13 protein-coding genes are annotated in these 22,890 nt (G+C 69.5%); 8 read left to right on the top strand and 5 right to left on the bottom strand.

The features are described from left to right. Positions 1-64: 64 nt before the first annotated feature. Both ABD970_RS03965 and aceE read left to right on the top strand, forming a co-directional pair. A complete protein-coding gene (locus ABD970_RS03965) occupies positions 65-3,493 on the top strand; it encodes a GAF domain-containing protein (protein ID WP_345294189.1) in 3,429 nt (1,142 codons plus the stop codon). A 135-nt stretch (positions 3,494-3,628) separates the two neighbouring features. Then, positions 3,629-6,319, top strand: coding sequence for a pyruvate dehydrogenase (acetyl-transferring), homodimeric type (gene aceE / locus ABD970_RS03970; protein WP_345294190.1), 2,691 nt, complete (start codon positions 3,629-3,631; stop codon positions 6,317-6,319). 192 nt (positions 6,320-6,511) lie between these two features. Here the strand turns inward: aceE and ABD970_RS03975 are convergent, their stop codons facing one another. The 5 genes from ABD970_RS03975 to ABD970_RS03995 form a co-directional block, all read right to left on the bottom strand. Next, positions 6,512-8,485: a DNA/RNA helicase domain-containing protein gene (locus ABD970_RS03975; RefSeq protein WP_345294191.1), complete on the bottom strand. Its 1,974-nt coding sequence runs from the start codon at positions 8,483-8,485 to the stop codon at positions 6,512-6,514. Positions 8,486-8,855: 370 nt separating this feature from the next. Further along, positions 8,856-9,380, bottom strand: a complete 525-nt coding sequence (locus ABD970_RS03980) for a redoxin domain-containing protein (protein ID WP_345294192.1) — start codon at positions 9,378-9,380, stop codon at positions 8,856-8,858. Between the two features lie 580 nt (positions 9,381-9,960). Continuing rightward, positions 9,961-11,229 (bottom strand): YadA-like family protein, encoded by a 1,269-nt coding sequence (locus ABD970_RS03985; protein WP_345294193.1) that lies wholly within the window; start codon positions 11,227-11,229, stop codon positions 9,961-9,963. A 349-nt stretch (positions 11,230-11,578) separates the two neighbouring features. Beyond that, positions 11,579-13,000: a UdgX family uracil-DNA binding protein gene (locus tag ABD970_RS03990; protein ID WP_345294194.1), complete on the bottom strand. Its 1,422-nt coding sequence runs from the start codon at positions 12,998-13,000 to the stop codon at positions 11,579-11,581. A 1-nt stretch (position 13,001) separates the two neighbouring features. Further along, entirely contained in the window at positions 13,002-14,255 is a 1,254-nt protein-coding gene (locus ABD970_RS03995; RefSeq protein ID WP_345294195.1) for a putative DNA modification/repair radical SAM protein, read from the bottom strand. Positions 14,256-14,365: 110 nt separating this feature from the next. Here ABD970_RS03995 and ABD970_RS04000 point away from each other — a divergent pair, with 110 nt between their 5' ends. The 6 genes from ABD970_RS04000 to ABD970_RS04025 all read left to right on the top strand — a co-directional run bounded on the left by ABD970_RS04000 (position 14,366) and on the right by ABD970_RS04025 (position 22,811). Then, positions 14,366-14,863 (top strand): pyridoxamine 5'-phosphate oxidase family protein, encoded by a 498-nt coding sequence (locus ABD970_RS04000; RefSeq protein ID WP_345294196.1) that lies wholly within the window; start codon positions 14,366-14,368, stop codon positions 14,861-14,863. Between the two features lie 16 nt (positions 14,864-14,879). After that, positions 14,880-15,887, top strand: a complete 1,008-nt coding sequence (locus tag ABD970_RS04005) for a ligase-associated DNA damage response exonuclease (RefSeq protein WP_345294197.1) — start codon at positions 14,880-14,882, stop codon at positions 15,885-15,887. After that, entirely contained in the window at positions 15,887-17,605 is a 1,719-nt protein-coding gene (locus ABD970_RS04010) for a cisplatin damage response ATP-dependent DNA ligase (RefSeq protein WP_345294198.1), read from the top strand. Before ABD970_RS04005 ends, ABD970_RS04010 begins: the two co-directional genes overlap by 1 nt. Next, positions 17,602-20,193 carry a ligase-associated DNA damage response DEXH box helicase gene (locus ABD970_RS04015; protein WP_345294199.1) on the top strand — a complete coding sequence of 864 codons (2,592 nt, stop codon included), beginning with the start codon at positions 17,602-17,604 and terminating at the stop codon, positions 20,191-20,193. Before ABD970_RS04010 ends, ABD970_RS04015 begins: the two co-directional genes overlap by 4 nt. Then, a complete protein-coding gene (pdeM, locus tag ABD970_RS04020) occupies positions 20,186-20,830 on the top strand; it encodes a ligase-associated DNA damage response endonuclease PdeM (protein ID WP_345294200.1) in 645 nt (214 codons plus the stop codon). Before ABD970_RS04015 ends, pdeM begins: the two co-directional genes overlap by 8 nt. 115 nt (positions 20,831-20,945) lie before the next feature. After that, positions 20,946-22,811, top strand: coding sequence for a DUF885 domain-containing protein (locus ABD970_RS04025; protein ID WP_345294201.1), 1,866 nt, complete (start codon positions 20,946-20,948; stop codon positions 22,809-22,811). Positions 22,812-22,890: the final 79 nt, after the last annotated feature.

The following is a 22,890-nucleotide window of genomic DNA, read 5'->3' on the forward strand; positions in this document are numbered from 1 at the left end:
GTTTCCGGCGGCGGGCCGCCGGTAACATCCGCCGATTGTCGCGGGACAGCGCGGGGTGTTGGCGATGCGGGATGATCGGCAATCGCAGGTGGAAGCCCTCGTCGCGCCCGGCGAGATCGCCGGCGTTTCGCTGCAATCGGCCCTGGACCATGCCTCGGACGGCTTCGCCGTGCTGGACGCCCACTGGCGCGTCGCGTACCTCAATGCCGCCGGGGTCCGGCTGCTCGCGCCGCTGTACCCGGACCAGCAGGACTTCCTGGGACGCGACCACTGGGAACTGTTCCCCGACCTGGTGGGGACCGAGCTCGAGCGCCTGTATCGGCGGGTGGCCGCCGACCGCGTCGCCGGGATGCTGGAGCTGTACTACCCGCCGCTCGCCACGTGGTTCGAGATCCGCGCCTATCCCAATGCCGGCGGCGGGATCTCGATCTACTTCCTGGACATCAGCGCCCGCCGCCGCGCCGAACTGCGCCTGGAGTCGGAGAAAAACCTCATGGCGCGCGTGGCGACCGGCGAGTCGTTGGACCAAGTCCTCGACGCGCTGTGCCGCCAGGTCGAAGCGCAGTCCGACGACGGCATGTTGTGCTCGGTCATGCTGCTGGAGCCGGACGAGCGCCACCTGCGGTCCGCCGCCGGACCGAGCCTGTCGGCCGGGTACCTTGCCGCCATCGACGGCATCGAGATCGGGCCCGCCGTCGGGTCCTGCGGCACGGCGGCCTACACCGGGCAAATGGAACTGGCCGAGGACATCGAGACCGACCCGAAGTGGGCGCCCTACGTCCCGCTGGCCCGCGCAGAAGGCCTGCGCGCCTGCTGTTCGCGACCGATCCGCTCGTTCCGCGGCAACACCCTGGGCACCATCGCGATGTACTACCGCCAGCCGCAGCGGCCCAGCGCCAACGACGAAGGCCTGGTGGCCTTCGCGGCGGACATCGCCGCCATCGCGATCGAGAGCCGGCAGACGGGCGCCGCGTTGCAGGCCGCGGCGGAGCGCCTGCGCGCGACCTTCAGCCAGGCCGCCATCGGCATCGCGGTGTGCGACCTCGATGGCAGGTTCGTGGAAGCGAACTCCAAGTTCGTGGAGCTGACCGGCTACACGCTCGACGAACTGCAGGCCCGGGGATTCGCCGACATCACCCATCCCGACGACCTGGGCGACACGCGGACGATGACCGGGCGCCTGCTGTCCGGCGAAATCGAATCCTGCGTGCTGGAGAAACGCTATATCCGGAAGGATGGCTCCCCTGTCTGGAGCCAGACCACGGTGACCGTGCTGCGCGACGCGGGCGGCGAGCCCCGCCAGTTCATCGCCGCGGCCGAGGACATCTCGCTGCGCAAGCAGGCGGCCGCGGCGCTCGAGGCCCGCGAGGCGAGCCTGCGCGTGCTGGCCGACACCATGCCTCACCTGGTGTGGATGGCCGACGGCGAAGGCGACATCTTCTGGTACAACCGCCGCTGGTACGAATACACCGGGGCCACCGAGTCGGACATGATGCGTGCCGACGGCTGGCACCCGATGCACGACCCCGAGATCCTGCCGAAGGTGGTGGAGCGCTGGAAGCAGTCGCTGGCCACGGGCGAGGTCTTCGAGATGGAGTTCCCGCTGCGCGACGCGCAGGGCAACTACCGCCTGTTCCTGACGCGCGCGCTCCCGGTGCGAGACGCCAGCGGCAAGATCGTGCGCTGGTTCGGCACCAACACCGACATGGAGGCCGTGGACCAGGCCCGCCGTGCGCTGGCCGACGAATCCCGCGTGCTCGACCTGATCAACCGCACCGGCCAGGCTCTGGTGTCCGAGCTGGACCTGCAGGACGTGCTGCAGAAGGTCACCGACGCGGCGACCGAGCTCAGCGGTGCCCGTTTCGGCGCCTTCTTCTACAACAACACCGACGAGCAGGGCGATCGCTACCTGCTGTACACGCTCAGCGGCGCCCCGCGCGAAGCCTTCGAGAAGTTCGGCCACCCGCGCGCGACCGCGCTGTTCGGGCCGACCTTCCGCGGCGATCCCACCATCCGCATCGACGATGTCACCACCGACCCGCGCTACGGATCGATGGGGCCGCACCACGGCATGCCGCCCGGCCACCTGCCGGTGCGCAGCTACCTGGCCGTGCCCGTGATCTCGCGTTCCGGAGAGGTCATCGGCGGCCTGTTCTTCGGCCATCCCGATCCGGGCGTGTTCACCGAACGCACCGAACGCCTGATCGGCGGCATCACCGCGCAGGCCGCGGTGGCGATCGACAACGCGCGCCTGTACGAGGACGTCAAGCGCGGCGCCCAGGAACGCGAACGCCTGCTCGCCGCCGAGCACGCGGCCCGGCTGGACGCCGAGCAGGCGAGCATGATGAAGGACGAGTTCCTGTCCACCCTGTCGCACGAACTGCGCACGCCGCTCAGCGCCATCCTGGGCTGGACGCACCTGCTGCAGGCCGGCGGCTGCACGCCCGAGGACACCGACGCGGGCCTGAAGACCATCGCCAACAGCGCGCGCGCGCAGGCCAAGCTGATCGACGACCTGCTGGACATGAGCCGGATCGTGTCGGGCAAGGTGCGCCTGGACGTGCAGCCCACCGACCTGGAGGCGATCGTGGCCGCCAGCGTCGACGCCACCCGGCCGTCCGCGGATGCCAAGCAGATCCGCCTGCGCCAGGTCATCGACCCCAAGGCGGGGACCGTGATGGGCGACCCGGCGCGCCTGCAGCAGGTGATCTGGAACCTGCTGTCGAACGCGATCAAGTTCACGCCCAAGGGCGGCAGCGTCGACGTCGCGCTGTCGCGCGTGGACTCCCAGGTCGAGCTGCGCGTGAGCGACAGCGGGATCGGCATCGACCCCGCCTTCCTGCCGCACGTCTTCGACCGCTTCCGCCAGGCCGACGCGTCGTTGTCGCGCGCGCATGGCGGCCTGGGCCTGGGCCTGGCCATCGTCCGCCAGCTGGTCGAGCTGCATGGCGGCAGCGTGTCGGCGGAGAGCGAAGGCACGGGCCATGGCAGCACCTTCGTCGTGCGCCTGCCGGTCGCCGCGCGCCGGGCGTACGTCGGCGACGAGTCCGGGGAGGCCGAGGATGGCGACCTGGAGGCAGCCGGCGGCTTGCGCGACAACGAATGGATCGACCTGCAGGCGGCGACCCTGCTGGTGGTGGACGACGATCCCGACACCCGCACCATCCTCGGCCAGCTGCTCGAGCGGCACGGCGCCCGCGTCGAGCGCGCCGCCAGTGCGCGCGAGGCCTTGGAGGCCCTGGCCTCGCTGCGACCCGACGCGATCGTCAGCGACGTCGGCATGCCCGGCATGGACGGCTTCGCCTTCATGCGCCAGGTGCGCAAGCTGCCGGTGGAGCAGGGCGGCCGGGCGCCGGCGGTGGCGCTGACTGCGTTCGCCAGTTCGCAGGACCGCACCCGGGCGCTGATGGCGGGCTACCAGGCGCATGTCGCCAAGCCCTTCGAGGCGCAGGAGTTGCTGGCCACCATCGGCAGCCTGCTCCGGCGGGTCTAGCCAGGGCCGTCGCGCCCCGGCGGCGCCCGCCCCGTGCCGGCGCGCGCGCCGGGCGGCCCGGGGACGCTTGCTAGAATCGATCCCCAATCCCCAGACCCCAAGCACGGCCAGCGGGCCGTGGCGGAGCATTCCCCGATGAACTGGCTCGACGAAGCGCTGCACAACGACCCCGATCCCGCCGAGTCCCGCGAGTGGATCGAATCGATCAAGGCCGTCATCGACGCCGACGGCCCGCAGCGCGCGCACCAGCTGCTCGAGAACATGGTCGAGCTCACCCGCCGCGCCGGCGCCCACCTGCCGTTCGCGCCGACCACCGAATACGTCAACACCATCCCCGCGCACCTGGAGCCCAAGCTCGAGGGCGACGCCCACATGGAGTGGCGCATCCGCTCGATGATCCGCTGGAACGCGATGGCGATGGTGGTGCGCGCCAACCGCAAGCCCGGCGACCTGGGCGGCCACATCGCCAGCTTCGCCAGCTCGGCCACGCTGTACGACGTCGGCTTCAACCACTTCTGGCGCGCGCCGCACGACGAGCACCCCGGCGACCTGCTCTACATCCAGGGCCACAGCTCGCCCGGCATCTACGCGCGCTCCTACCTCGAGGGCCGCATCACCGAGTCCCAGCTCGACCACTTCCGCATGGAGGTCGACGGTCGCGGCCTGAGCTCCTACCCGCATCCCTGGCTGATGCCCGACTACTGGCAGACGCCCACCGTCAGCATGGGCCTGGGCCCAATCGCCGCCATCTACCAGGCGCGCAACTGGAAGTACCTCGAGGCGCGCGGCCTGATGCCCAAGACCGACCGCAAGGTCTGGTGCTTCCTCGGCGACGGCGAGACCGACGAGCCCGAGTCCCTCGGCGCGATCTCGGTCGCCGGCCGCGAAGGCCTCGACAACCTGGTCTTCGTCATCAACTGCAACCTGCAGCGCCTCGACGGCCCGGTGCGCGGCAACGGCAAGATCATCCAGGAGCTCGAAGGCAGCTTCCGCGGCGCCGGCTGGAACGTGGTCAAGACCATCTGGGGCAGCTACTGGGACCCGCTGCTGGCCAAGGACACCCAGGGCATCCTGCGCAAGCTGATGATGGAAACCGTCGACGGCGAGTACCAGAACTGCAAGGCCTTCGGCGGCGCGTACACCCGCCAGCATTTCTTCGGCAAGTACCCGGAGACCGCGGCGATGGTCGCCAACATGAGCGACGACGACATCTGGCGCCTCAACCGCGGCGGCCACGATCCGCACAAGGTCTTCGCCGCCTACCAGAACGCCGTGGACACCAAGGGCCAGCCGACGGTGATCCTGGCCAAGACGGTCAAGGGCTACGGCATGGGCAGCGCCGGCGAGGCGCTCAACCCCACCCACCAGACCAAGAAGCTCGACGACGAGGCCGTGCGCGCCTTCCGCGACCGCTTCAAGATCGACATCGACGACGACCAGTTCAAGGACGGCAACGTGCCGTTCTACCACCCGGGCCCGGAATCGGACGAGGTGCAGTACATGCGCGCCCGCCGCGAGAAGCTCGGCGGCTACCTGCCGCAGCGCCGCACCAAGAGCACCGAGACCCTCAAGGCGCCGAAGCTCGAAGTGTTCGAACGTTTGCTCAAATCCAGCGGCGAGCGCGAGATCAGCACCACCATGGCCTTCGTGCAGGCGCTGTCGATCATCCTGCGCGACAAGCAGGTCGGCCCGCGCTGCGTGCCGATCGTCGCCGACGAGGCGCGCACCTTCGGCATGGAAGGCATGTTCCGCCAGCTCGGCATCTACGCGCCGCAGGGCCAGAAGTACAAGCCGGTCGACCGCGACCAGCTGATGTACTACCGCGAGGACGCGGCGGGCCAGGTGCTGGAGGAGGGCATCACCGAGGCCGGCGCGTTCTCGTCGTGGATGGCCGCGGCCACCAGCTACAGCACCAACGACCTGCCGATGCTACCGTTCTACATCTTCTATTCGATGTTCGGCTTCCAGCGCATCGGCGACAGCGCCTGGCAGGCGGCGGACATGCGCTCACGCGGCTTCCTGCTCGGCGCCACCGCCGGCCGCACCACGCTCAACGGCGAGGGCCTGCAGCACGAGGACGGCCACAGCCACCTGCTGGCCGGCGCCATCCCCAACTGCCGCGCCTACGACCCCACCTTCGCCGGCGAGGTCGCCGTCATCCTGCAGCACGGCATGACCCGCATGCTCGACGAGCAGGTGGACGAGTACTGGTACATCACCCTGATGAACGAGAACTACGCCCACCCCGAGCTGCCCGAGGGCGCGGCCGAGGGCGTGATCCGCGGCATGTACCTACTCACCGACGCCGGCAAGCCGAAGAAGGGCGAGCTGCGCGTGCAGCTGCTCGGCAGCGGCACGATCCTGCGCGAGGCCATCGCCGCCGCCGAGCTGCTCGACAAGGACTTCGGCGTCACCGCCGACATCTGGTCCTGCCCCAGCTTCACCGAGCTGCGCCGCGACGGCATGGCCGCCGAACGCCACAACCGCCTCCACCCCGAGGCCAAGACCCCGCGCAAGCCCTACGTGACCGAGCTACTGGAGAAGCAGCAAGGCCCCGCCATCGCCGCCACGGACTACGTCCGCGCCTACGCCGACCAGATCCGCGAATACGTCCCCGCCACCTACACCGTCCTGGGCACCGACGGCTTCGGCCGCTCCGACACCCGCGCCAACCTCCGCCGCCACTTCGAAGTCAGCCGCTACCACATCGCCCACGCCGCCATCGCCGCGCTGGCGAAGGACGGCAAGATGACGGCGAAGGATGTGGCGCGGGCGATCAAGGTTTACAAGATCGATGTGGAGAAGGTGGATCCGGCGTTGGCGTAGACCCGGCTCCAGAGTGAAGGCGAGCACCCATTTTGCACGCTTGCAAAGCATGGCGCCCTTGAACATTAAGGTTGGAGATGGCGAGGGACCCCGGGGCTGACATTCGCAGCACCTGCCACGCATTCATCGATTCAACCCGGGCGCAGCAAGGCGCAGAGTGGCGTTACTTCGACCGCGCATCTGGCCGAAGCGCTAAAGAGGCGGGATCCCGAGTGCACTGAGGTATTCGTAAGTCGGTGTATAGAATTCTGGAAGGCGCGTGCCGTCGCAAGGGTTTCCAGGCGGCACGAAAATCACCATCCCTTGCCGCGCGCGAGTCAGTAGGACTCGGTACGCATTGATCAGATAGCGGACGCGTGCCTCGTTCTTAAGCACCTTCCACTTCGCGCCCGCGAACATGTGCTGCGTCCAGCCCACCCCAGTCCTACGCAGATCGGCGTCCCAAGTCACGCAACTCCAGTCGACTTCCAGCCCTTGCACCTGGAATTCTGTGGCGGCGTCTTCCAAGAAGTTGCTTGAGCGGATGTCGTCCGGTGAGCTAAGGAACCAATGCACCGGATTGATAGGCGCCCGCACGTCGATGGCGTGAGGCTTGAGCCGCATGGCGCCGGAGGTCGCGACCAGCCCAGCGCGCTCGCTCCCTCTCGTATGAGCGCGCAGCCAGGCCCGGGCCGTATCGAGGTCACGGGTCAGAGCAATCGGGTATCTACTAATTAAGCTGCGAAGCGCTTCGGACGCGCGGTCTTGCTCGCCGTCGAGCATCGCTTTCACAAAGCCAGAAACATGTTCAGCACGGAACGACCGCATGGACACCGAGAGATGCAGCCGCCGATCAGCAACGACGTTCGCATCTGTTCCTAGGCGCTGCAGTGCGAGGCCCGCGGCGTATTCGGAGTCACGAAGCTCCGGGGAGATGTGCACATCCCAGTGGAGGAACCTCGTTCGCACCGCGTCAAGCCACCCGCTTATGCCAGCCTCGCCGCGGTTGATCTCTTGGCCACCGCCGACGAGGCATATGACCACGGCCCATTCAGGGTGACGATCCATATAGGAAAGCAGCAGTTCCGGCTCAGACTCGTCAAACCCCGGTAAGCGCTTCTTTCGGCGCATAAAGTCCGCTGTCATGGCTCGATCCCATGCACGCTGCGCCTCGTCAAAGATCACCACGTGCTCGCTAGGGGGCACCGTTGCGGTGATCCCAGCATCCCGGAAGTGATGGATCAAGTGAATAAAGGCTTTGATGCTCTGGCGTACCTCGCCCTTCTTGGCGGCGACGCCCAAGGCCCGCCGCCGCGTCACCTCGTCACGAGCGAGCGCCTCAGTGAGAACAGCGACGAGCGGGGCATTGCCGGACAGAAACACGGCATGCGTTTCGCTGGACTCATCATGGCGTCGTGTTGCTGTGTTCAGCCCAACCAGCGTTTTTCCGGCGCCGGGCACGCCGGTCACGAAGATTACCTTTTTTCGTCGGTCCCGCTCCGCCGCGTCGACTAGCGCGTCGACAGCGCTCGCAGTAAGAGCAAGGTTCTCCCCGGCTTCGTTGCAAGCGAGCGCGTCGACTGAGTGGCTAGAGTAAAGAACCCGGGCCGCTTCGATGATGGTTGGCGTCGGCGCGTATGGCGATGCAATCCATGCTCGCGGGTCGATTTTTGACGCTGTTCCGCGCGCAAGCGCCCTATCCAGCGTGGCCTGGAGGTCCTCGGCGTTCGTGAGCAAAGGGGAGTAAACGAGATCGGCGTAGGGCTCTGAGACGCGATGGCTGCGGGACTCAGCAGCGGTGGCAACGAGGATCGGAACGATTTCTGCGTTGTGACTTCCGAGGTGAAAGTTCTTGAGGTCGAGGGCGTAGTCCCAGGCCTGGTTAATGTCTGCTGTGGTGAATCGGGACGCGCCGACTTTGAATTCGATGGGGACGATTACGCCGCCTGATAGAACCACCGCATCGATGCGGTCGCCGAGACGCGGGACGGTGAATTCGAAGAACACGTGTCCGGTGCGTTGATGCAGCGCGGACTTGAGCAGAGCAATCTCCGCTTGCCAGGCGTGCTTCTGTTCGACGGTATCGTCCCCGCTGGCCATTGCGAGGCGGCCGAGGATGGCGTCCGGGTCTGCCGCGTTGAACTCGGCGATGTCGGCGGCGTAATAGGCCGCGCCAAATGTGGTCATGAGGGGCTCCTGGTCTCTTCCCAGGATAGCGGCCATTTAGCCGGACAGATCGGGTCCCGGGCCGTACCGCCGACGTCGCCGTAAGGGGCTCGGACCCTGCCTTGCCGCGCTTCCCACAGGGAAAACGCGAATGGGGTCAGGTTCACTTGAATACTCTGAGTCCCAATGGCAACCGCCCCCACCGTTTCCGGCAGGGGCGGCGCGTAAAACCTGGCGCCTGAATTACGGCTGCAACATCGCCGGCGGCGCGAACGTCGCCGGCATGAACTCCAGCGCGACCAAAAAAAGGGGTCAGGTTCATTTTTCTGTTCAAACGCAACTTGCCCCCCGTTTCCGGGGGGTGCGTGTCGGCCCCGAGTGAGCGCCGCCCTCAGTCCAACGTGCCGCGCACCGGGTAATCGTTCTCGATGATGTACTTGACGCCCTTGAGCAGCGACGCCAGGTCCGGTCGCGCGAAAGGTGCGTTGGAGACGTCGATGATCTGCAGTTTGCTGTCGGGCTTGAGCAGGAACAGGCCGGGCTCGGCGAAGGGACGGTCGGTTTCCTTCGGCGAGCGCGGCTCGGACACGTACAGGCCGAGCTGGTGCATCTGCGCCACGCTCAGGTCGTAGCCCACCGGATAAGCCAGGTCTTGCGCAGAGACTTGCGCCTGGGCCTTGTCCAGCGGATCGGCGGAAGCGGCCATGACGCTGACACCCGCCGCGTCGAACTCGTCGCGCAGGTCGTTGAGGGTATCGAGGTATGTCTCGCACAGCGGGCAGTGCTTGCCGCGATACACGACCAGCAGGCGCCAGCCTTCGCCGGACGCGGGATCGAGCTGGCCGCCGCCGACCTGCGCGATGCGGATGTCGGGGAAGGGCGCGCCGGCGGCGAGCTTGCTGGGGGTCGTGGCCATCGTCGAAGGTTCCTGTTTCGGGGGGTCTCGCGGGACTCTAGTCGGACGCGCGTTTCCGGGCCGTGACCACGGTTGGTTGTGGGCGAGCGACGGCGCCCCGGGACATAGGTCGGGAACAGCAGTCGGGTCGGCTTTCCACATGGGCGGTCAGACCCCGGCAGCTGCGTTCCAGGGCCAACTCAATGGTGTCGCGCTCGGCTTAGGAAGAAAGAGGGTCAGGTTAATTTGTCTTGCTGCAAGCAGAAATCGCCCCCGCGGTTTCCGGCAGGGGCGGCTGATTCCACTTGGCGAAGGGTTTGCGGCTGCAACGTCGCCGGCGAAGCTACGTTGCGCGCAGAAGCCCAGCGTCACCGGCAATGTGCCGGGGGTGGGGCGGCGCCGGTGGAGACTCGGGTAATGACGGCGGGGACCGCGGTCAGCAGCTGCGGGCCGGTGAAATGGCAGTGGGCGTTGCTGTGGGTGTCGGTCTGGCCAGCAGGTCCCTGCGGTCTGGCCATCTGCGCAGGGCCGGTTTGGAGATCCCCGTAAGCAAAAACGGCGGGCCTGTGGCCCGCCGTCGTGGACTGCCGCTTGCGTGGGGCTAGAGGTCCAGGCCCAGGCCGACACCGGCGGACGAATCCGACCCACTGAATGCCGCGCCGATCGTCATCGTCGCGCGATCTCCCAGGGCGCGCCCGTAACCGATGGAGAGCGCTTGCTGTCCGTTCTGGAAGCCGGCGCCCACCGCGATGCGTCCACGCGCACTGCGCGAGCCGATGGCATTGGCGGTCATCTGTGCCATCGCCACCGACATCGCGCCACTGCGGTCCACATGGTGTTCCGTCCTCTCGAGGCGTGACCAGACGTCCCCCTGGAACTGGTCGAAGTCCAGCCGCATGGTCGCGACCTGCTGATCGGTGTATGCATTCGCGGTCGACAGCGTGGTGGTCGCGCGGCTGTCCGTGTACACGCGGGCACTCGACAATGTCGCCACGTCGCCTGCCGCCGCGTTGGAGTTGGCAGCGGTCAGGGTCGCCGCATCACCCGCATTGGCGTGTGCCTTGGCAGTCGAGAGCGTGGCGGCGTCGCCGGCATCGGCGTGAGACTTGGCCGTCGACAGGGTGGCGGCATCACCGGCATTGGCGTGTGCGTTGGCGGCCGAGAGGGTCGCTGCGTCGCCGGCCTCGGCGTGCGCCTTGGCACTCGACAGGGTTGCTGCGTCACCGGCATTGGCATGTGCGTTGGCAGCCGTGAGGGTGGCGGCGTCACCGGCGTTGGCGTGTGCGTTGGCAGCCGAGAGGGTGGTGGCGTCCCCGTTATCCACGTAAGCCTGGGTGACCCCACCGCCCGACGCGGCGATTGCCTGGGTCATCTGGTCAAGGTTCACGGCATCCGTTCCGGAAGTTCCTGCCGCGACATTGGTGATCCGTCGTTCCGCACCCGCGTCGCCAACGGAGACCGTCATCGTGCCGGAGCTTGTCGAGCCGAATCCGAGGGTGACTGCGCCACCTGCGCCGGCGTCGATCCTGAAAACGCTGTCGGTGGCACTGCCGTCGGCACCGCGATCCTGGATCATGAAGTAGTTGTCGCCACCATTGCTGGAGTCGTTGATGACGATCCCCCAGTCATTGCTGGGAAACGATGCCGTATTGCTGGTGTCCCGGAAATCGATCCGCAGGTTGTTTTCCTTCAAGCGCAGTGTGTCGAATCCGAAATCTTCATTGTTAACGCAGTCGAGGCCAACACATTGGCTGCCCACCACGATCTGGTCATCGAGCACGACGTTGTCGGCATTTGCGGGTGCAGGCACTGCACAAGCAGCAGCAAGGATCGCAACCGCGCTGGCGCGGAAGGTATTGAGAGAGCTCATCATTTCCCCTTGGTGATAGAGGGAGTGTCCGGCAATCACGCGGACATCTCCAGGATAGGAAGCGGCTAACGTTGTTGCGCCTCCTAACAGTCGCTAGCGTAAACGTTTCAGCGCCTCAAGGCGATTGGACATTCCGGTACCGGGTGTGGCGAAGCGGCGCGGACCCTTTTTCTCCTACGTGCCAGCGGTGGGCCTCGCGGCCCAACGCACGTCGGCGAATAGCGGCGACCGGTTCAGTGGAATTCTTTCTGAGGCCAACGCAGGTTCACCACCGATACGCGCCGCGGCCCATGTCGGTCCAGCGTCGCGCGCGCGCGGGGACTGTAAACCGGGTGCGTCACGTCGAACCTCACGCCAGGGCATCGCCCAGCAACGCCAGGTCCGCCACGAACGTGGCATACGCCGCGTCGCGTTCCTTGCCGCGCTGCCGCAGCACCCAGGCCGGGTGGACGGTGGCGAAGGCGCGGGTGCCGTCGTGCAGGGTGTGCCAGCTGCCGCGCTGGTCCATCAGCCGGAACCCGGCGCCGAACACGGCCAGCGCAGCGGTGGCGCCCAGGCAGGCGACGGCCTCGGGGCGCACGCGTTCGATCTCGCCGGCGAGCCAGCCGCGGCAGGCATCGACGTGCGCGACTTCCGGGTTGCGGTGCAGGCGTTGCTTGCCGCGGCGCTCGAAGCGGAAGTGCTTCACCGCGTTGGTGAGGTAGAGGCGGTCGCGGGCGATGCCGAGTTCGGCCAGCGCGCGGTCCAGCACCTGCCCGGAGGGACCGACGAAGGGGCGGCCGGTGAGGTCCTCGGCGTCGCCGGGTTGTTCGCCGACCAGGAGCACGCGCGCATCCGGCGGGCCTTCGCCGAACACGGTTTGCGTGGCCGGTTCCCACAGCGGACAGGCGCGGCAGGCTTGCGCGGCGGCGCGAAGCGCGTCGAGCGTGCCCGCCGCAGGCGTCGGCGCGACGACCGGCGCGATCTTCGGGATCCGCCGCTTCGGCGCGACGGCTTCGCGCTCGGCCATCTCGCGCACGCGCTGGCCCGCGGTGCGGGTGAGTTCGGGCAGCAGCTGGGCTTCCGGCAGGTGCTTCCAGTACCGGGTCGGCATCTCCTGCCGCATCATCCGCGGGTTGAGGCGGGCCGGGTTGAAGATGTGCGCGTAGTAGGTGCGCCACAGGTCCTCGTGCGCATCCTCGGCCGGCGCGTCGCTGCGCAGGGCGCCCGTGCCGAACGACAGGGTGCTGCCGTCCCAGCGCGCGCTGCGATCCGGCGTCAGGATCGCCCAGCGCATGCCGGTGAAGCGGCGCGCGAAGAACGGCGCCACGCGGTCGACGATGCGGTGGTCGGGCTCGAACCAGGCGATGAAGGCGTCTTGCTCGCCGGCCACGGCCCGGAAGCGCACGAAGGCCTTCATCTTGTGCGTGTCGCGCCGCACCGCCTGCAACAAGGCGGCGGCCTGGTGCACGTCGGCGTCGGTGGGGACCGCGAGCAGCTGCGGTTCGCCGTGGGTGATCCGCCACAGCAGGCGGTAGAGCAGGGCGAAGCGGCCGGGCGCGCGGTGGCAGGCGACCGCCTCGGCGAGCGCGACCAGGCTGCGCGGCACGCGCGGCGTGTCGACGACGGCCGGCGCCTGCCCGATCGGCGTGCCCGGAAGCAGTCCGGCGTCGCCAGCCTCGAGCCAGTCGATGTCCTCGGGCGGGACCTGCGCGCGCAGGGCCGCGCGCGCCGCCGCGCGCCAGGCGCCCGCGTCCCAGGGCGGGTCGACCGTCGCCGCGTAACGCGCCATGTCAGGCGAACAGGTCGGCCTGGCGCGGCGCCGGCGCCAGCCGCGCGCGCAGCGCCTGCGGATCGTCCAGCGCCTTGCGCGGATGGTGGTCGAGCAACTGGATGAAGGGCAGCAGGCGGGACAGCGGCGCGCGCAAACGCGCGAGGTCGGCCACGCGCAGGCGCGCATGTCGGCGCGCGGCGAGCACCCGCTTGACGTTGCGCACGCCGAGCCCCGGCACGCGCAGCAGACGCTCCTTGGGTGCGCGGTTGAGGTCGACCGGGAACACCTCGGGGTTGCGCAGGGCCCAGGCCAGCTTGGGGTCGATGTCCAGGTCGAGCATGCCGTGCGCGTCGCCGGTGATCTCGCCCAGTTCGAAGCCGTAGAAGCGCAGCAGCCAGTCGGCCTGGTACAGGCGGTGCTCCCGCGCCAGCGGCGGCGCGCGCAGCGGCAGCGAGGAGGACGCGTCGGGGATCGGGCTGAAGGCGGAATAGTAGACGCGGCGCAGCTTGTAGTTGCCGTAGAGGTTGTCGGCGGTGGCCAGGATGGCGCGGTCGTCCGCGCCGTCGGCGCCGACGATCATCTGCGTGCTCTGCCCGGCGGGCGCGAACCGTGGCGGCTTGCGCGGCTTGGCCGAGGTGGAGCGGATCGCGGTGCCCGGCTTCTGCTTGCCTTCCTCGATCTGCCAGCGCAGCTCGCCCATCGCGCTGCGGATGCCGGGCAGCTTCTTTTCCGGCGCCAGTTTCGCCAGCCCCGCTTCGGTGGGCAGCTCGACGTTGATCGACAGGCGGTCGGCATGGCGCCCGGCGGCGGCCAGCAGCTCGGGCGAGGCCTCGGGGATGGTCTTGAGGTGGATGTAGCCGGCGAAAGCATGGTCCTCGCGCAGCGTGCGCGCGACCTCGACCAGTTGCTCCATCGTGTAGTCGCTGTCGCGGATGATGCCGCTGGACAGGAACAGGCCCTCGATGTAGTTGCGCTTGTAGAAATCCAGGGTCAGCGCCACCACCTCGTCCACCGCGAAGCGCGCGCGCGGCACGTTGCTGGACACGCGGTTCACGCAATAGGCGCAGTCGTAGACGCAGAAGTTGGTCAGCAGCACCTTCAGCAGCGACACGCAGCGTCCGTCCGGCGTGTAGCTGTGGCAGATGCCCATGCCTTCGGTGCTGCCGATGCCGCCGGTCGCCGCGGAATTGCGCTTGCCCGCGCCGCTGGAGGCGCAGGAGGCGTCGTACTTGGCGGCATCGGCCAGGATCGCCAGTTTGCGCATCGTCTCCATCCACGCAGCATGGCGGCGGACAGTCTCAATCCGTGAGACGCACCGGCGGCAGCGTTGCCGCCCCGCTCACGGCGGTGGCGGGACACTGGCCCGCCGCACGGAGAGACGAGATGAACGATTCATCCACCGATGCGCAGCGCGAAAAGCTTGCCAAGCTGGTCGGCACGTTCGGCACCGCCATGTTGTCCACGGTGGATGGCGGCGGCCGCATCGTGGCGCGCCCGATGACGCCGTTGGGCGATGACTTCGAAGGCGTGTTCTGGTTCGCCACGGAGACCGACAACCCCGCGGCCGAGGACATCCGCGCCCGCCCCGCGGTCCACGTCGGCCTGATGCACGAGGGCGACAACCATTACGTGTCGGCATCGGGCCGCGCCGAGGTGGTGACCGACCGCGCCCAGATCGAACGGCTCTGGTCGCCGGCCCTGGACGTCTTCTTCAAGGGCGGCAAGTACGACCCCAACGTCTGCCTGCTGCGCGTGGACGTGGACGAGGCCAGCTACTGGGACGGGCCGGGCAACCTGCTCACCAAGCTGGCGTACTTCGCCACCGTCGCCGCCACCGGCAAGCACGATGCCTTGAGCGATACCGGCACCGTCGATCCCTGAGCCGGGCGCGCGCGGCATGCCCGACCTGGTCGAGATGCGCCCCGAGGGGCTCTATTGCCCCGTCGGCGACTTCCACATCGATCCGTCCAGACCCGTGCCGCGCGCGGTGGTCACCCACGGGCATGCGGACCATGCGCGCGCCGGCATGGGGCGATACCACGTCGCGGCCGCCGGACTGCCGATCCTGCAGTGGCGGCTGGGTGCGCAGGACTACGTGGCGCACCAGTACGGCGAGCCGTTCGAACTGGGCGGCGCACGCGTGTCGCTGCATCCGGCCGGGCACGTGCTCGGCTCGGCGCAGGTGCGCATCGAGGCCGGCGGCGAGACCTGGGTCGCGTCGGGCGACTACAAACGGCAACACGATCCCACGTGCGCACCGTTCGAGGTCGTGCCGTGCGATGTGTTCATCACCGAGGCGACCTTCGGCCTGCCGGTGTATCGCTGGCCGGAGACGCCCGAGGTGGCGCGCGAACTGCTGCAGTGGCGCGACGAATGCGCCGCCAACGGCGAGGTGGCCATCCTCTACTCCTATGCGCTGGGCAAGGCGCAGCGCGTGCTCGCCGAACTGGCCGCGCTGGGCGACATGGAACCCGTGTGGCTGCACGGCGCGATCGACGCCGGCGTGCAGGTCTATCGGGAGGCGGGCATCGGCATGGTCGAGACGCGGCGCGTCGCCGATGCCTCGAAAGACGCCGACTTCGCCGGGCGGCTGGTGATCGCGCCGCCCTCGGCCGCGGGCAGCCCGTGGATTCGTCGTTTCCGGCGGGCGCAACAGGGGTTCGCTTCCGGCTGGATGCGCTTGCGCGGCAACCGGCGTCGCGGCAACTACGACCGCGGCTTCGTCCTGTCGGACCATGCCGACTGGCCCGCCCTGCTGCGCACCGTGCGCGAGACCGGCGCGCGCCGGGTCATCGCCATGCATGGCAACACCGATGCGCTGGTGCGCTGGCTCAACGAGGATGGCGTCGACACCGGCACCTTCGCGGTGGCCACGCGGCCCTCCGGCGACGACGGGGGCGACTGATGCGCCGCTTCGCCCGCTTGTACTGGCGGCTGGATCGCAGCACGTCGACGCTCGACAAGCGCGCCGCGCTGGTCGACTACTTCCGCGAGGCCCCGCCCGCCGACGCGGCGTGGGCCCTGTGGCTGCTCACCGGCGGCAAGGTGGGTGGCGTGACGCTGAAGGGACGCAAGGCCCGCATCGCCAATACCCGCGAGCTGCGCGACTGGATCGCCGAGGCCAGCGGCAACCCCGGCTGGCTGGTGGATGCCAGCTACGACCAGGTCGGCGACCTGGCCGAGACCCTGGCCCTGCTGCTGGACGATCCGGCCGAACGCCACGCGGACATCGGCCTTGCCGAATGGATCGAGCAGCGCCTGGCGCCGGTCGCCAACGGCGCACCCGAGGCGCGACGCGCGGTCGTGGTGGCGGCATGGCGCAGCCTGCCATTCGAGGAGCGGCTGGTGTTCAACAAGCTGCTCACCGGCGCCTTGCGCGTGGGCGTCTCGCAGGGCCTGGTGCAGAAGGCGCTCGCCGAACTCTCCGGCGTCGACGTCGCCCTGCTCGCGCAGCGCTTGATGGGGGCGTGGACGCCTTCGCCCGGATTCATGCAGCGCCTGCTGTCGACCCAGTCGCAGCCCGGCGACGCGGCGCTGCCATACCCATTCTTCCTGGCCTCGCCGCTGGAAACGGCGTTGCGCCCGTCGCCCCCGGTGGCGGGAACGGTGGGTGCGGGCGACGCGGCGACCGGTCTGGATGCGGCGACGGCGCTGGCCAACGACCCGGTGGCCGTCGAACGGGCGCTGGGATCGATCGACGACTGGTTGCTGGAGTGGAAGTGGGACGGCATCCGCGTGCAGCTGATCCGGCGCGATGGCGACATCGCCCTGTGGTCGCGCGGCGAGGAACGCATGGACGGGCGCTTCCCGGAGATCGAAGGCGCGCTCGCCGCCTTGCCGCGCAACGCCGTGCTCGACGGCGAGCTACTGGCCTGGCGCGACGGCGAGGACGCGCCGCTGCCGTTCACCGCGCTGCAGAAGCGCATCCAGCGTCGCAAGCCGGGCGCGCGGACGCTGGAAGCAACGCCGGTGCGCGTCGTCGCCTACGACCTGCTCGAGCTCGATGGCGAAGACCTGCGCGAGCGCCCCCTGGTCGAACGCCGCGCCTTGCTCGAGCAGCTGCTGGACGCGGCCGATGCGCCCTTGCTGCAAGCCTCGCCGCGGGTGGTGGCGGACGACTGGCCGGCGGCGGCGGGTTTGCGCGAAGGCGCGCGGGCGCGTGGCGTCGAAGGGCTCATGGTCAAGCGCCTGGCGTCCCCGTACCGGCACGGTCGCAAGCGCGGCGACTGGTGGAAGTGGAAGATCGATCCGCTCACGATCGACGCGGTCATGCTCTATGCGCAAAGCGGGCACGGACGCCGCAGCACGCTCTACACCGACTACACCTTCGGCCTGTGGGATGGCGAGGTGCTGGTGCCGGTGGCCAAAGCGTATTCGGGCCTCGACGATGCCGAGATCCTCGCGCTGGACCGCTGGATCCGTGCCCACACCACGGAGCGCTTCGGGCCGGTGCGCGCGGTGGAGCCGGTGCAGGTGTTCGAACTCGGGTTCGAGGCCGTCAACCATTCCAGGCGCCACAAGTCCGGCATCGCGGTGCGCTTCCCGCGCATCCTGCGCTGGCGCCACGACAAGCCGCCTGCCGAGGCCGACGCGCTCGCGACCCTGCAGGCGCTGGCGCGATGAACGACTCCGGCAAGCGGGCGCGCAAGGCGCGGCGGCGCACGCCGGCAACGCGCGCCGTCTCGGATTCGCCGGGCGCAGCGCGCAAGAGCCAGGGTGCCGAGGCGCCGGTGGGTGGCCGCAAGCGCTTCGACCAGCCGCTGGCGGACTGGTTCGCCGTGCAGGGCTGGACGCCCGCACCGTTCCAGCGCGAGGCGTGGCGGCGCTATCGCCGCGGCGAGTCCGGGCTGCTGGTCACGCCCACCGGCAGCGGCAAGACGCTCGCGGTGCTCGGCGGCCCGTTGCTCGAGGCCTTGGCCGGGGGCGAAGCAGGCCGTCCCGTGACCCGGAAGGCCGGCAAGGCCGGCAAGGCCGACGGCCCGCGGGTCCGGCTGCTGTGGGTCACGCCCTTGCGCGCGCTGGCCAACGACACGGTGCGCGCGCTGCGCGAACCGATCGAAGCGCTCGGGTTGCCGTGGACGGTGGCGATGCGCACCGGTGACGCCAGCACGCGGGACAAGCGCCTGGCCCGGCAGGGCCGCGCCGACGTGCTGGTGATCACCCCCGAATCGCTGGCCCTGCTGCTGACCTACCCGGAAACCCAGGCACGGCTGTCCGGTCTGCGCGCCGTGGTCGTGGACGAGTGGCACGAACTGCTCGGCAACAAGCGCGGCGTGCTGCTGCAGCTCTGCCTGGCGCGACTGCGCGCGTGGAACCCGGCGATGCGCCTGTGGGGCCTGTCGGCCACGCTGGGCAACCTCGAACAGGCCCGCGACGTCCTCCTGCCGCACATGCCGGACGCGGCCATCGTCCGCGCCGCCAAACCGCGCACGCTGACCTTGGAGACCCTGCTTCCCGAGCAGGGCGAACGCTTCCCCTGGGCCGGGCACCTGGGCCTGTCGCAGGTGCAGCGCGTCGCGGCGCGCCTGCAGCAGGCGCGCACCACCCTGCTGTTCGCCAACACGCGCGCGCAGGCCGAACTGTGGCATCGCGCCTTGGCATCGGTCTGGCTCGAGGCACCGGAGACGCTCGCGCTGCACCATGGCTCGCTGGACCCCAAGCTGCGGCAGGCGGCGGAGCAGGGATTGCGCGAAGGGCGCGTGCGCTGCGTGGTGGCGACCTCCAGCCTCGACCTCGGCGTGGACTTCCCCACCGTGGACCAGGTCATCCAGATCGGCAGCCCGAAGGGCGTGGCCCGCCTGCTGCAGCGCGCGGGGCGGGCGCGCCACCGACCGGGGGAAGCCGGCCACGTCGTCTGCGCGCCGACCCACGCGCTGGAGGTGGCCGAGTACGCCGCCGCGCGCGAGGCGCTGCGCGCAGGCGAGGTCGAGGCACGACGGCCGCCGACGCTGGCGCTGGATGTACTCGCCCAGCATTGCGTGACGCTGGCGCTGGCCGGCGGGTTCGAGTCCGCGTCGCTGCTGCGGGAAGTCCGCGGCACGCATGCGTTCGCGGGCGTGACCGACGCGCAGTGGCAGGCCGTGCTCGCCTTCGTCGTGCAGGGCGGGGAGGCGTTGCAGCATTACCCGGACTACCGCCGCGTGGTGCGCGACGACGACGGCCTGTACCGCGTGCACGATCGCCGCATCGCGTTCCGCCATCGCCTCTCCATCGGCACCATCGCCAGCGACGGCGCCATGCAGGTGCGCCTGCTGCGCGGCAAGCCGCTGGGCAGCGTCGAGGAAGGCTTCCTGGCCAGGCTGCGCCCGGGCGACCGCTTCCAGTTCGCGGGGCGGACGCTGGAACTCGTGCGGTTCAAGGACATGGTCGGCTACGTGCGTCTGGCAGCGCGGACCGAGGGCATCGTCCCCCGCTGGCAGGGCGGGCGGATGCCCCTGTCCGGCGAACTGGGCGCGCGCGTCGCCGAGGTGCTGGCGGCGCCGCCCAGGTCGCCCGAACTGCGCGCCTTGCGTCCGCTGCTGGCGCTGCAGCGGGAGCTGTCTGCGATGCCGTCGCGCGACGGGCTGCTGGCCGAGTTCGCGCGCACGCGCCAGGGCTGGCACCTCTTCCTGTTCCCGTTCGCGGGGCGCGCCGTGCACGAAGGACTCGCCGCCCTGCTTGCGCTGCGCTGGAGTCGCCGGGCGCCCAACAGCTTCTCCTTCGCGGTCAACGACTACGGCCTGGCGCTCACCGCGCAGGCCACGGTCGCCCCGGATGTCGACCTGTTGCGTGCCCTGTTGTCCGGCGAAGGCCTCGTGGACGACCTGCAGGACGGCATGAACCTCACCGAACTGGCGCGCCGCCAGTTCCGTGAAGTGGCGCGGGTGGCAGGCCTGTTGCCGCCCTCGCTGCCCGGCCGCGCGGCGCGCAGCCTGCGCCAGCTGCAGGCCTCCAGCGGACTGCTGTTCGATGTCCTCCGCCAGCATGATCCCGGGCACATGCTCCTGCGCCAGGCGGAGCGCGAGGTGCTCGAGGCGCAGCTCGAGGTGCGCGCGCTCGAGGCGCTGCTCGCGCGCATCGAGACTTCGCCCATCGACCTGCAGCGTCCGCGCAGCCTGACGCCGCTTGCGTTCCCGCTGTGGGCCGAGGGCATGCGCGGCAGCCTGAGCAACGAGGACTGGAAGACCCGCGTGCGGCGTGCGGCGCAGCGACTGGAACAGCGCCATGGCTGACGCGCTCGAGGTGTCGGTCGCCGGCGTGCCCTTGCGCCTGCTCGCGGATCGCGCGTTGCACTGGCCCGAGCGCGCGCGCCTGGTGGTCGCGGACCTGCACCTGGGCAAGGGCGACGTCTTCCGCGCGGCCGGCATTCCCGTTCCCAGCGGGGGCACGGCGCACGACCTGGAGCGGCTCGCGACACTGTTGCGCGACACGCGGGCGACGGCGCTCTGGGTGCTCGGCGACTTTCTCCACGGCCCGTGGCCGGACCCGGTGGCGTCCGCGTGGCGCGCGTTCCGGGAGGCGCATGCCGACGTGGACATGCTCGTCGTGCGCGGCAACCACGATCGTGCCCTGGATGCCGGCGCGGCCGGGGTGCGCGAAGTCGCGCGCTCGATCCACGACGGTCCATTCGAATTCCGCCACGCACCGCCCGGGACTCCCGGCGGAGCGCACGTGGTCTGCGGGCACGTGCATCCGGTGGTGCGCTTGCGTGGCGCCGGCCGGTTCCCGCTGTTCTGGATGCAACCCGATGCGCTGGTGCTGCCGGCGTTCTCGCGGTTCTCGGGCGGTTTCGCGGTGCGCGGGTCCGACAGCGCCGGCAGCGTCGTGTGCAATGGCGAGCAGCTGGTGCGACTTCCCGGGACGGCTTGAGCGCAGCCGTTGGTGCGTCTTCGGAAAGGCCCGCCTGGCTCGAGCCTGACACCCGCCGCCGCATGCGGCATCATCGATGGTCCCGGAGCCCCGCTCCCGCCAGCCTGGAGTCCACATGCGCCGCGTCCTCACGGTATCCGTCCTTTCCCTTGCATTGCTCACCGCGTGTGCCTCCGCTCCGCCGGAGACCGGCAGCGCTTCGGCCGCGTCGCGTGCCGACCAGGCCGCCGCGACGTCCGAGGATGCGCGCCTGAATGCGTGGTTCGAGCGCAAGTACGAGGAGAACCTGCAGCGCAACCCGATGCAGATGACGATGCTCGGCCGCAAGGACCGCTACTCGGAGCTCGACGACATGTCGCGCGAAGCGGCCCGCGCGGACCTCGCCTGGATGGCCGCGGCGGTGGATGAGATGAAGGCCACCTTCGATCGCGATGCGCTGGGCGACGAGGCGCGGTTGTCGTGGGACCTGTTCGAGTACCAGCTGCAGGCCGCGCAGGCCGCCGACCGCTTCGCCGACCACCGCTATCCCTTCGAGCAGATGGGCGGCGCGCAGTCGTTCATGCCGACCTTCATGATCAATTTCCACAAGGTCGACACTGCCGAGGACTACGCGGCCTATGTGTCGCGCCTGCGCGAGGTGCCGCGTGCCTTCGGCCGGCTGATGGACCAGGTGGAGCGCTCGGCGGAACTGGGCATCCGGCCGCCGCGCTTCGCGCACGAGGGCGTGATCGAGCAGGCGCGCAAGGTCGTCACCGGCGCGCCGTTCACCGATGGCAAGAACAGCGCGCTGTGGGCCGATGCCCAGGCCAAGGCCGATGCCCTGGTGAAGGACGGCAAGATCGATGCGGACCAGGCCAAGGCGCTGAAGGCCGATGCCCGCGCCGCGCTGGTGGAGGCGGTGCAGCCGGCCTTCGAAGGCGTGATCGCCTGGTTCGAGGCCGACCTGCCCAACGCCGCGGTCAACCCGTCCGGCGTCGGCACCACGCATCCCGATGGCGCGGCCTTCTACGCCCAGCGCCTGCGCGCCTCGACGACCACCGACATGACGCCCGAACAGGTCCACCAGCTGGGCCTGGACGAGGTCAAGCGCATCCGCGGCGAGATGGAAGCGCTGAAGGACAAGGTCGGCTTCAAGGGCGACCTGCAGGCCTTCTTCAAGTTCGTCGACACCGACCGCCGCTTCAAGTACCCCAATACCGATGCCGGCCGCCAGGCCTACATCGACGACGCCACCAAGGCGATCGCCACGATCAAGCAGCAGTTGCCGAAGTACTTCGGCCTGCTGCCGAAAGCCGACCTGGTGGTCAAGCGCGTGGAGCCGTACCGCGAGGTCGACGGCGCCGCGCAGCATTACTTCCGCAGCAGCCCGGACGGCTCGCGCCCGGGCGTGTACTACGCCCACCTGTCGGACATGGAGGCGATGCCGAAGACCACGCTGGAGGTCATCGCGTACCACGAAGGCCTGCCGGGCCACCACATGCAGATCGCCATCGCGCAGGAGCTCGAGGGCGTGCCCGAGTTCCGCAAGCAGGCCGGCTTCACCGCCTACTCCGAAGGCTGGGGCCTGTACTCGGAGTGGCTGGCACGCGAGATGCCAGGAACCTACACCGATCCGTACTCCGAGTACGGCCGCCTGACCTCGGAGATGTGGCGCGCGATCCGGCTGGTGGTCGACACCGGCCTGCACGCCAAGGGCTGGACGCAGAAGCAGGCCGCCGACTACATGGCCGCGAACAGCTCCATCCCGAACGAGGCGATCCAGGCCGAAGTCCGCCGCTACATCACCTGGCCCGGCCAGGCCACGGCCTACAAGGTCGGCATGATCAAGATCCAGCAGCTGCGCGCCAAGGCCGAGCGGGAGCTGGGCGCGGACTTCGACATCCGCGGCTTCCACGACACCATCCTGGGCGGCGGCGCGATGCCGCTGCATCTGCTGGAGCGGCGCGTGGACCAGTGGATCGCGGGGAAGAAGCGGGCCTGACCCACCGGTGACCCGGCGCCGCCGTACGTGCGGCGGCGCCGGGCTGCGGCAGCTGTGCCGTCTGGGTTGGCCTCCCCGC

Source organism: Luteimonas vadosa (assembly GCF_039543545.1).
Classification (GTDB): Bacteria; Pseudomonadota; Gammaproteobacteria; order Xanthomonadales; family Xanthomonadaceae; genus Luteimonas; species Luteimonas vadosa.

Bases quoted from the DNA above. Each gene is read 5' to 3' on its own strand.
- ABD970_RS03965 (WP_345294189.1), top strand. From the start codon at position 65: ATGCGGGATGATCGGCAATCGCAGGTGGAAGCCCTCGTCGCGCCCGGC.
- aceE (WP_345294190.1), top strand. From the start codon at position 3,629: ATGAACTGGCTCGACGAAGCGCTGCACAACGACCCCGATCCCGCCGAG.
- ABD970_RS03975 (WP_345294191.1), bottom strand. From the start codon at position 8,485: ATGACCACATTTGGCGCGGCCTATTACGCCGCCGACATCGCCGAGTTC.
- ABD970_RS03980 (WP_345294192.1), bottom strand. From the start codon at position 9,380: ATGGCCACGACCCCCAGCAAGCTCGCCGCCGGCGCGCCCTTCCCCGAC.
- ABD970_RS03985 (WP_345294193.1), bottom strand. From the start codon at position 11,229: ATGAGCTCTCTCAATACCTTCCGCGCCAGCGCGGTTGCGATCCTTGCT.
- ABD970_RS03990 (WP_345294194.1), bottom strand. From the start codon at position 13,000: ATGGCGCGTTACGCGGCGACGGTCGACCCGCCCTGGGACGCGGGCGCC.
- ABD970_RS03995 (WP_345294195.1), bottom strand. From the start codon at position 14,255: ATGGAGACGATGCGCAAACTGGCGATCCTGGCCGATGCCGCCAAGTAC.
- ABD970_RS04000 (WP_345294196.1), top strand. From the start codon at position 14,366: ATGAACGATTCATCCACCGATGCGCAGCGCGAAAAGCTTGCCAAGCTG.
- ABD970_RS04005 (WP_345294197.1), top strand. From the start codon at position 14,880: ATGCCCGACCTGGTCGAGATGCGCCCCGAGGGGCTCTATTGCCCCGTC.
- ABD970_RS04010 (WP_345294198.1), top strand. From the start codon at position 15,887: ATGCGCCGCTTCGCCCGCTTGTACTGGCGGCTGGATCGCAGCACGTCG.
- ABD970_RS04015 (WP_345294199.1), top strand. From the start codon at position 17,602: ATGAACGACTCCGGCAAGCGGGCGCGCAAGGCGCGGCGGCGCACGCCG.
- pdeM (WP_345294200.1), top strand. From the start codon at position 20,186: ATGGCTGACGCGCTCGAGGTGTCGGTCGCCGGCGTGCCCTTGCGCCTG.
- ABD970_RS04025 (WP_345294201.1), top strand. From the start codon at position 20,946: ATGCGCCGCGTCCTCACGGTATCCGTCCTTTCCCTTGCATTGCTCACC.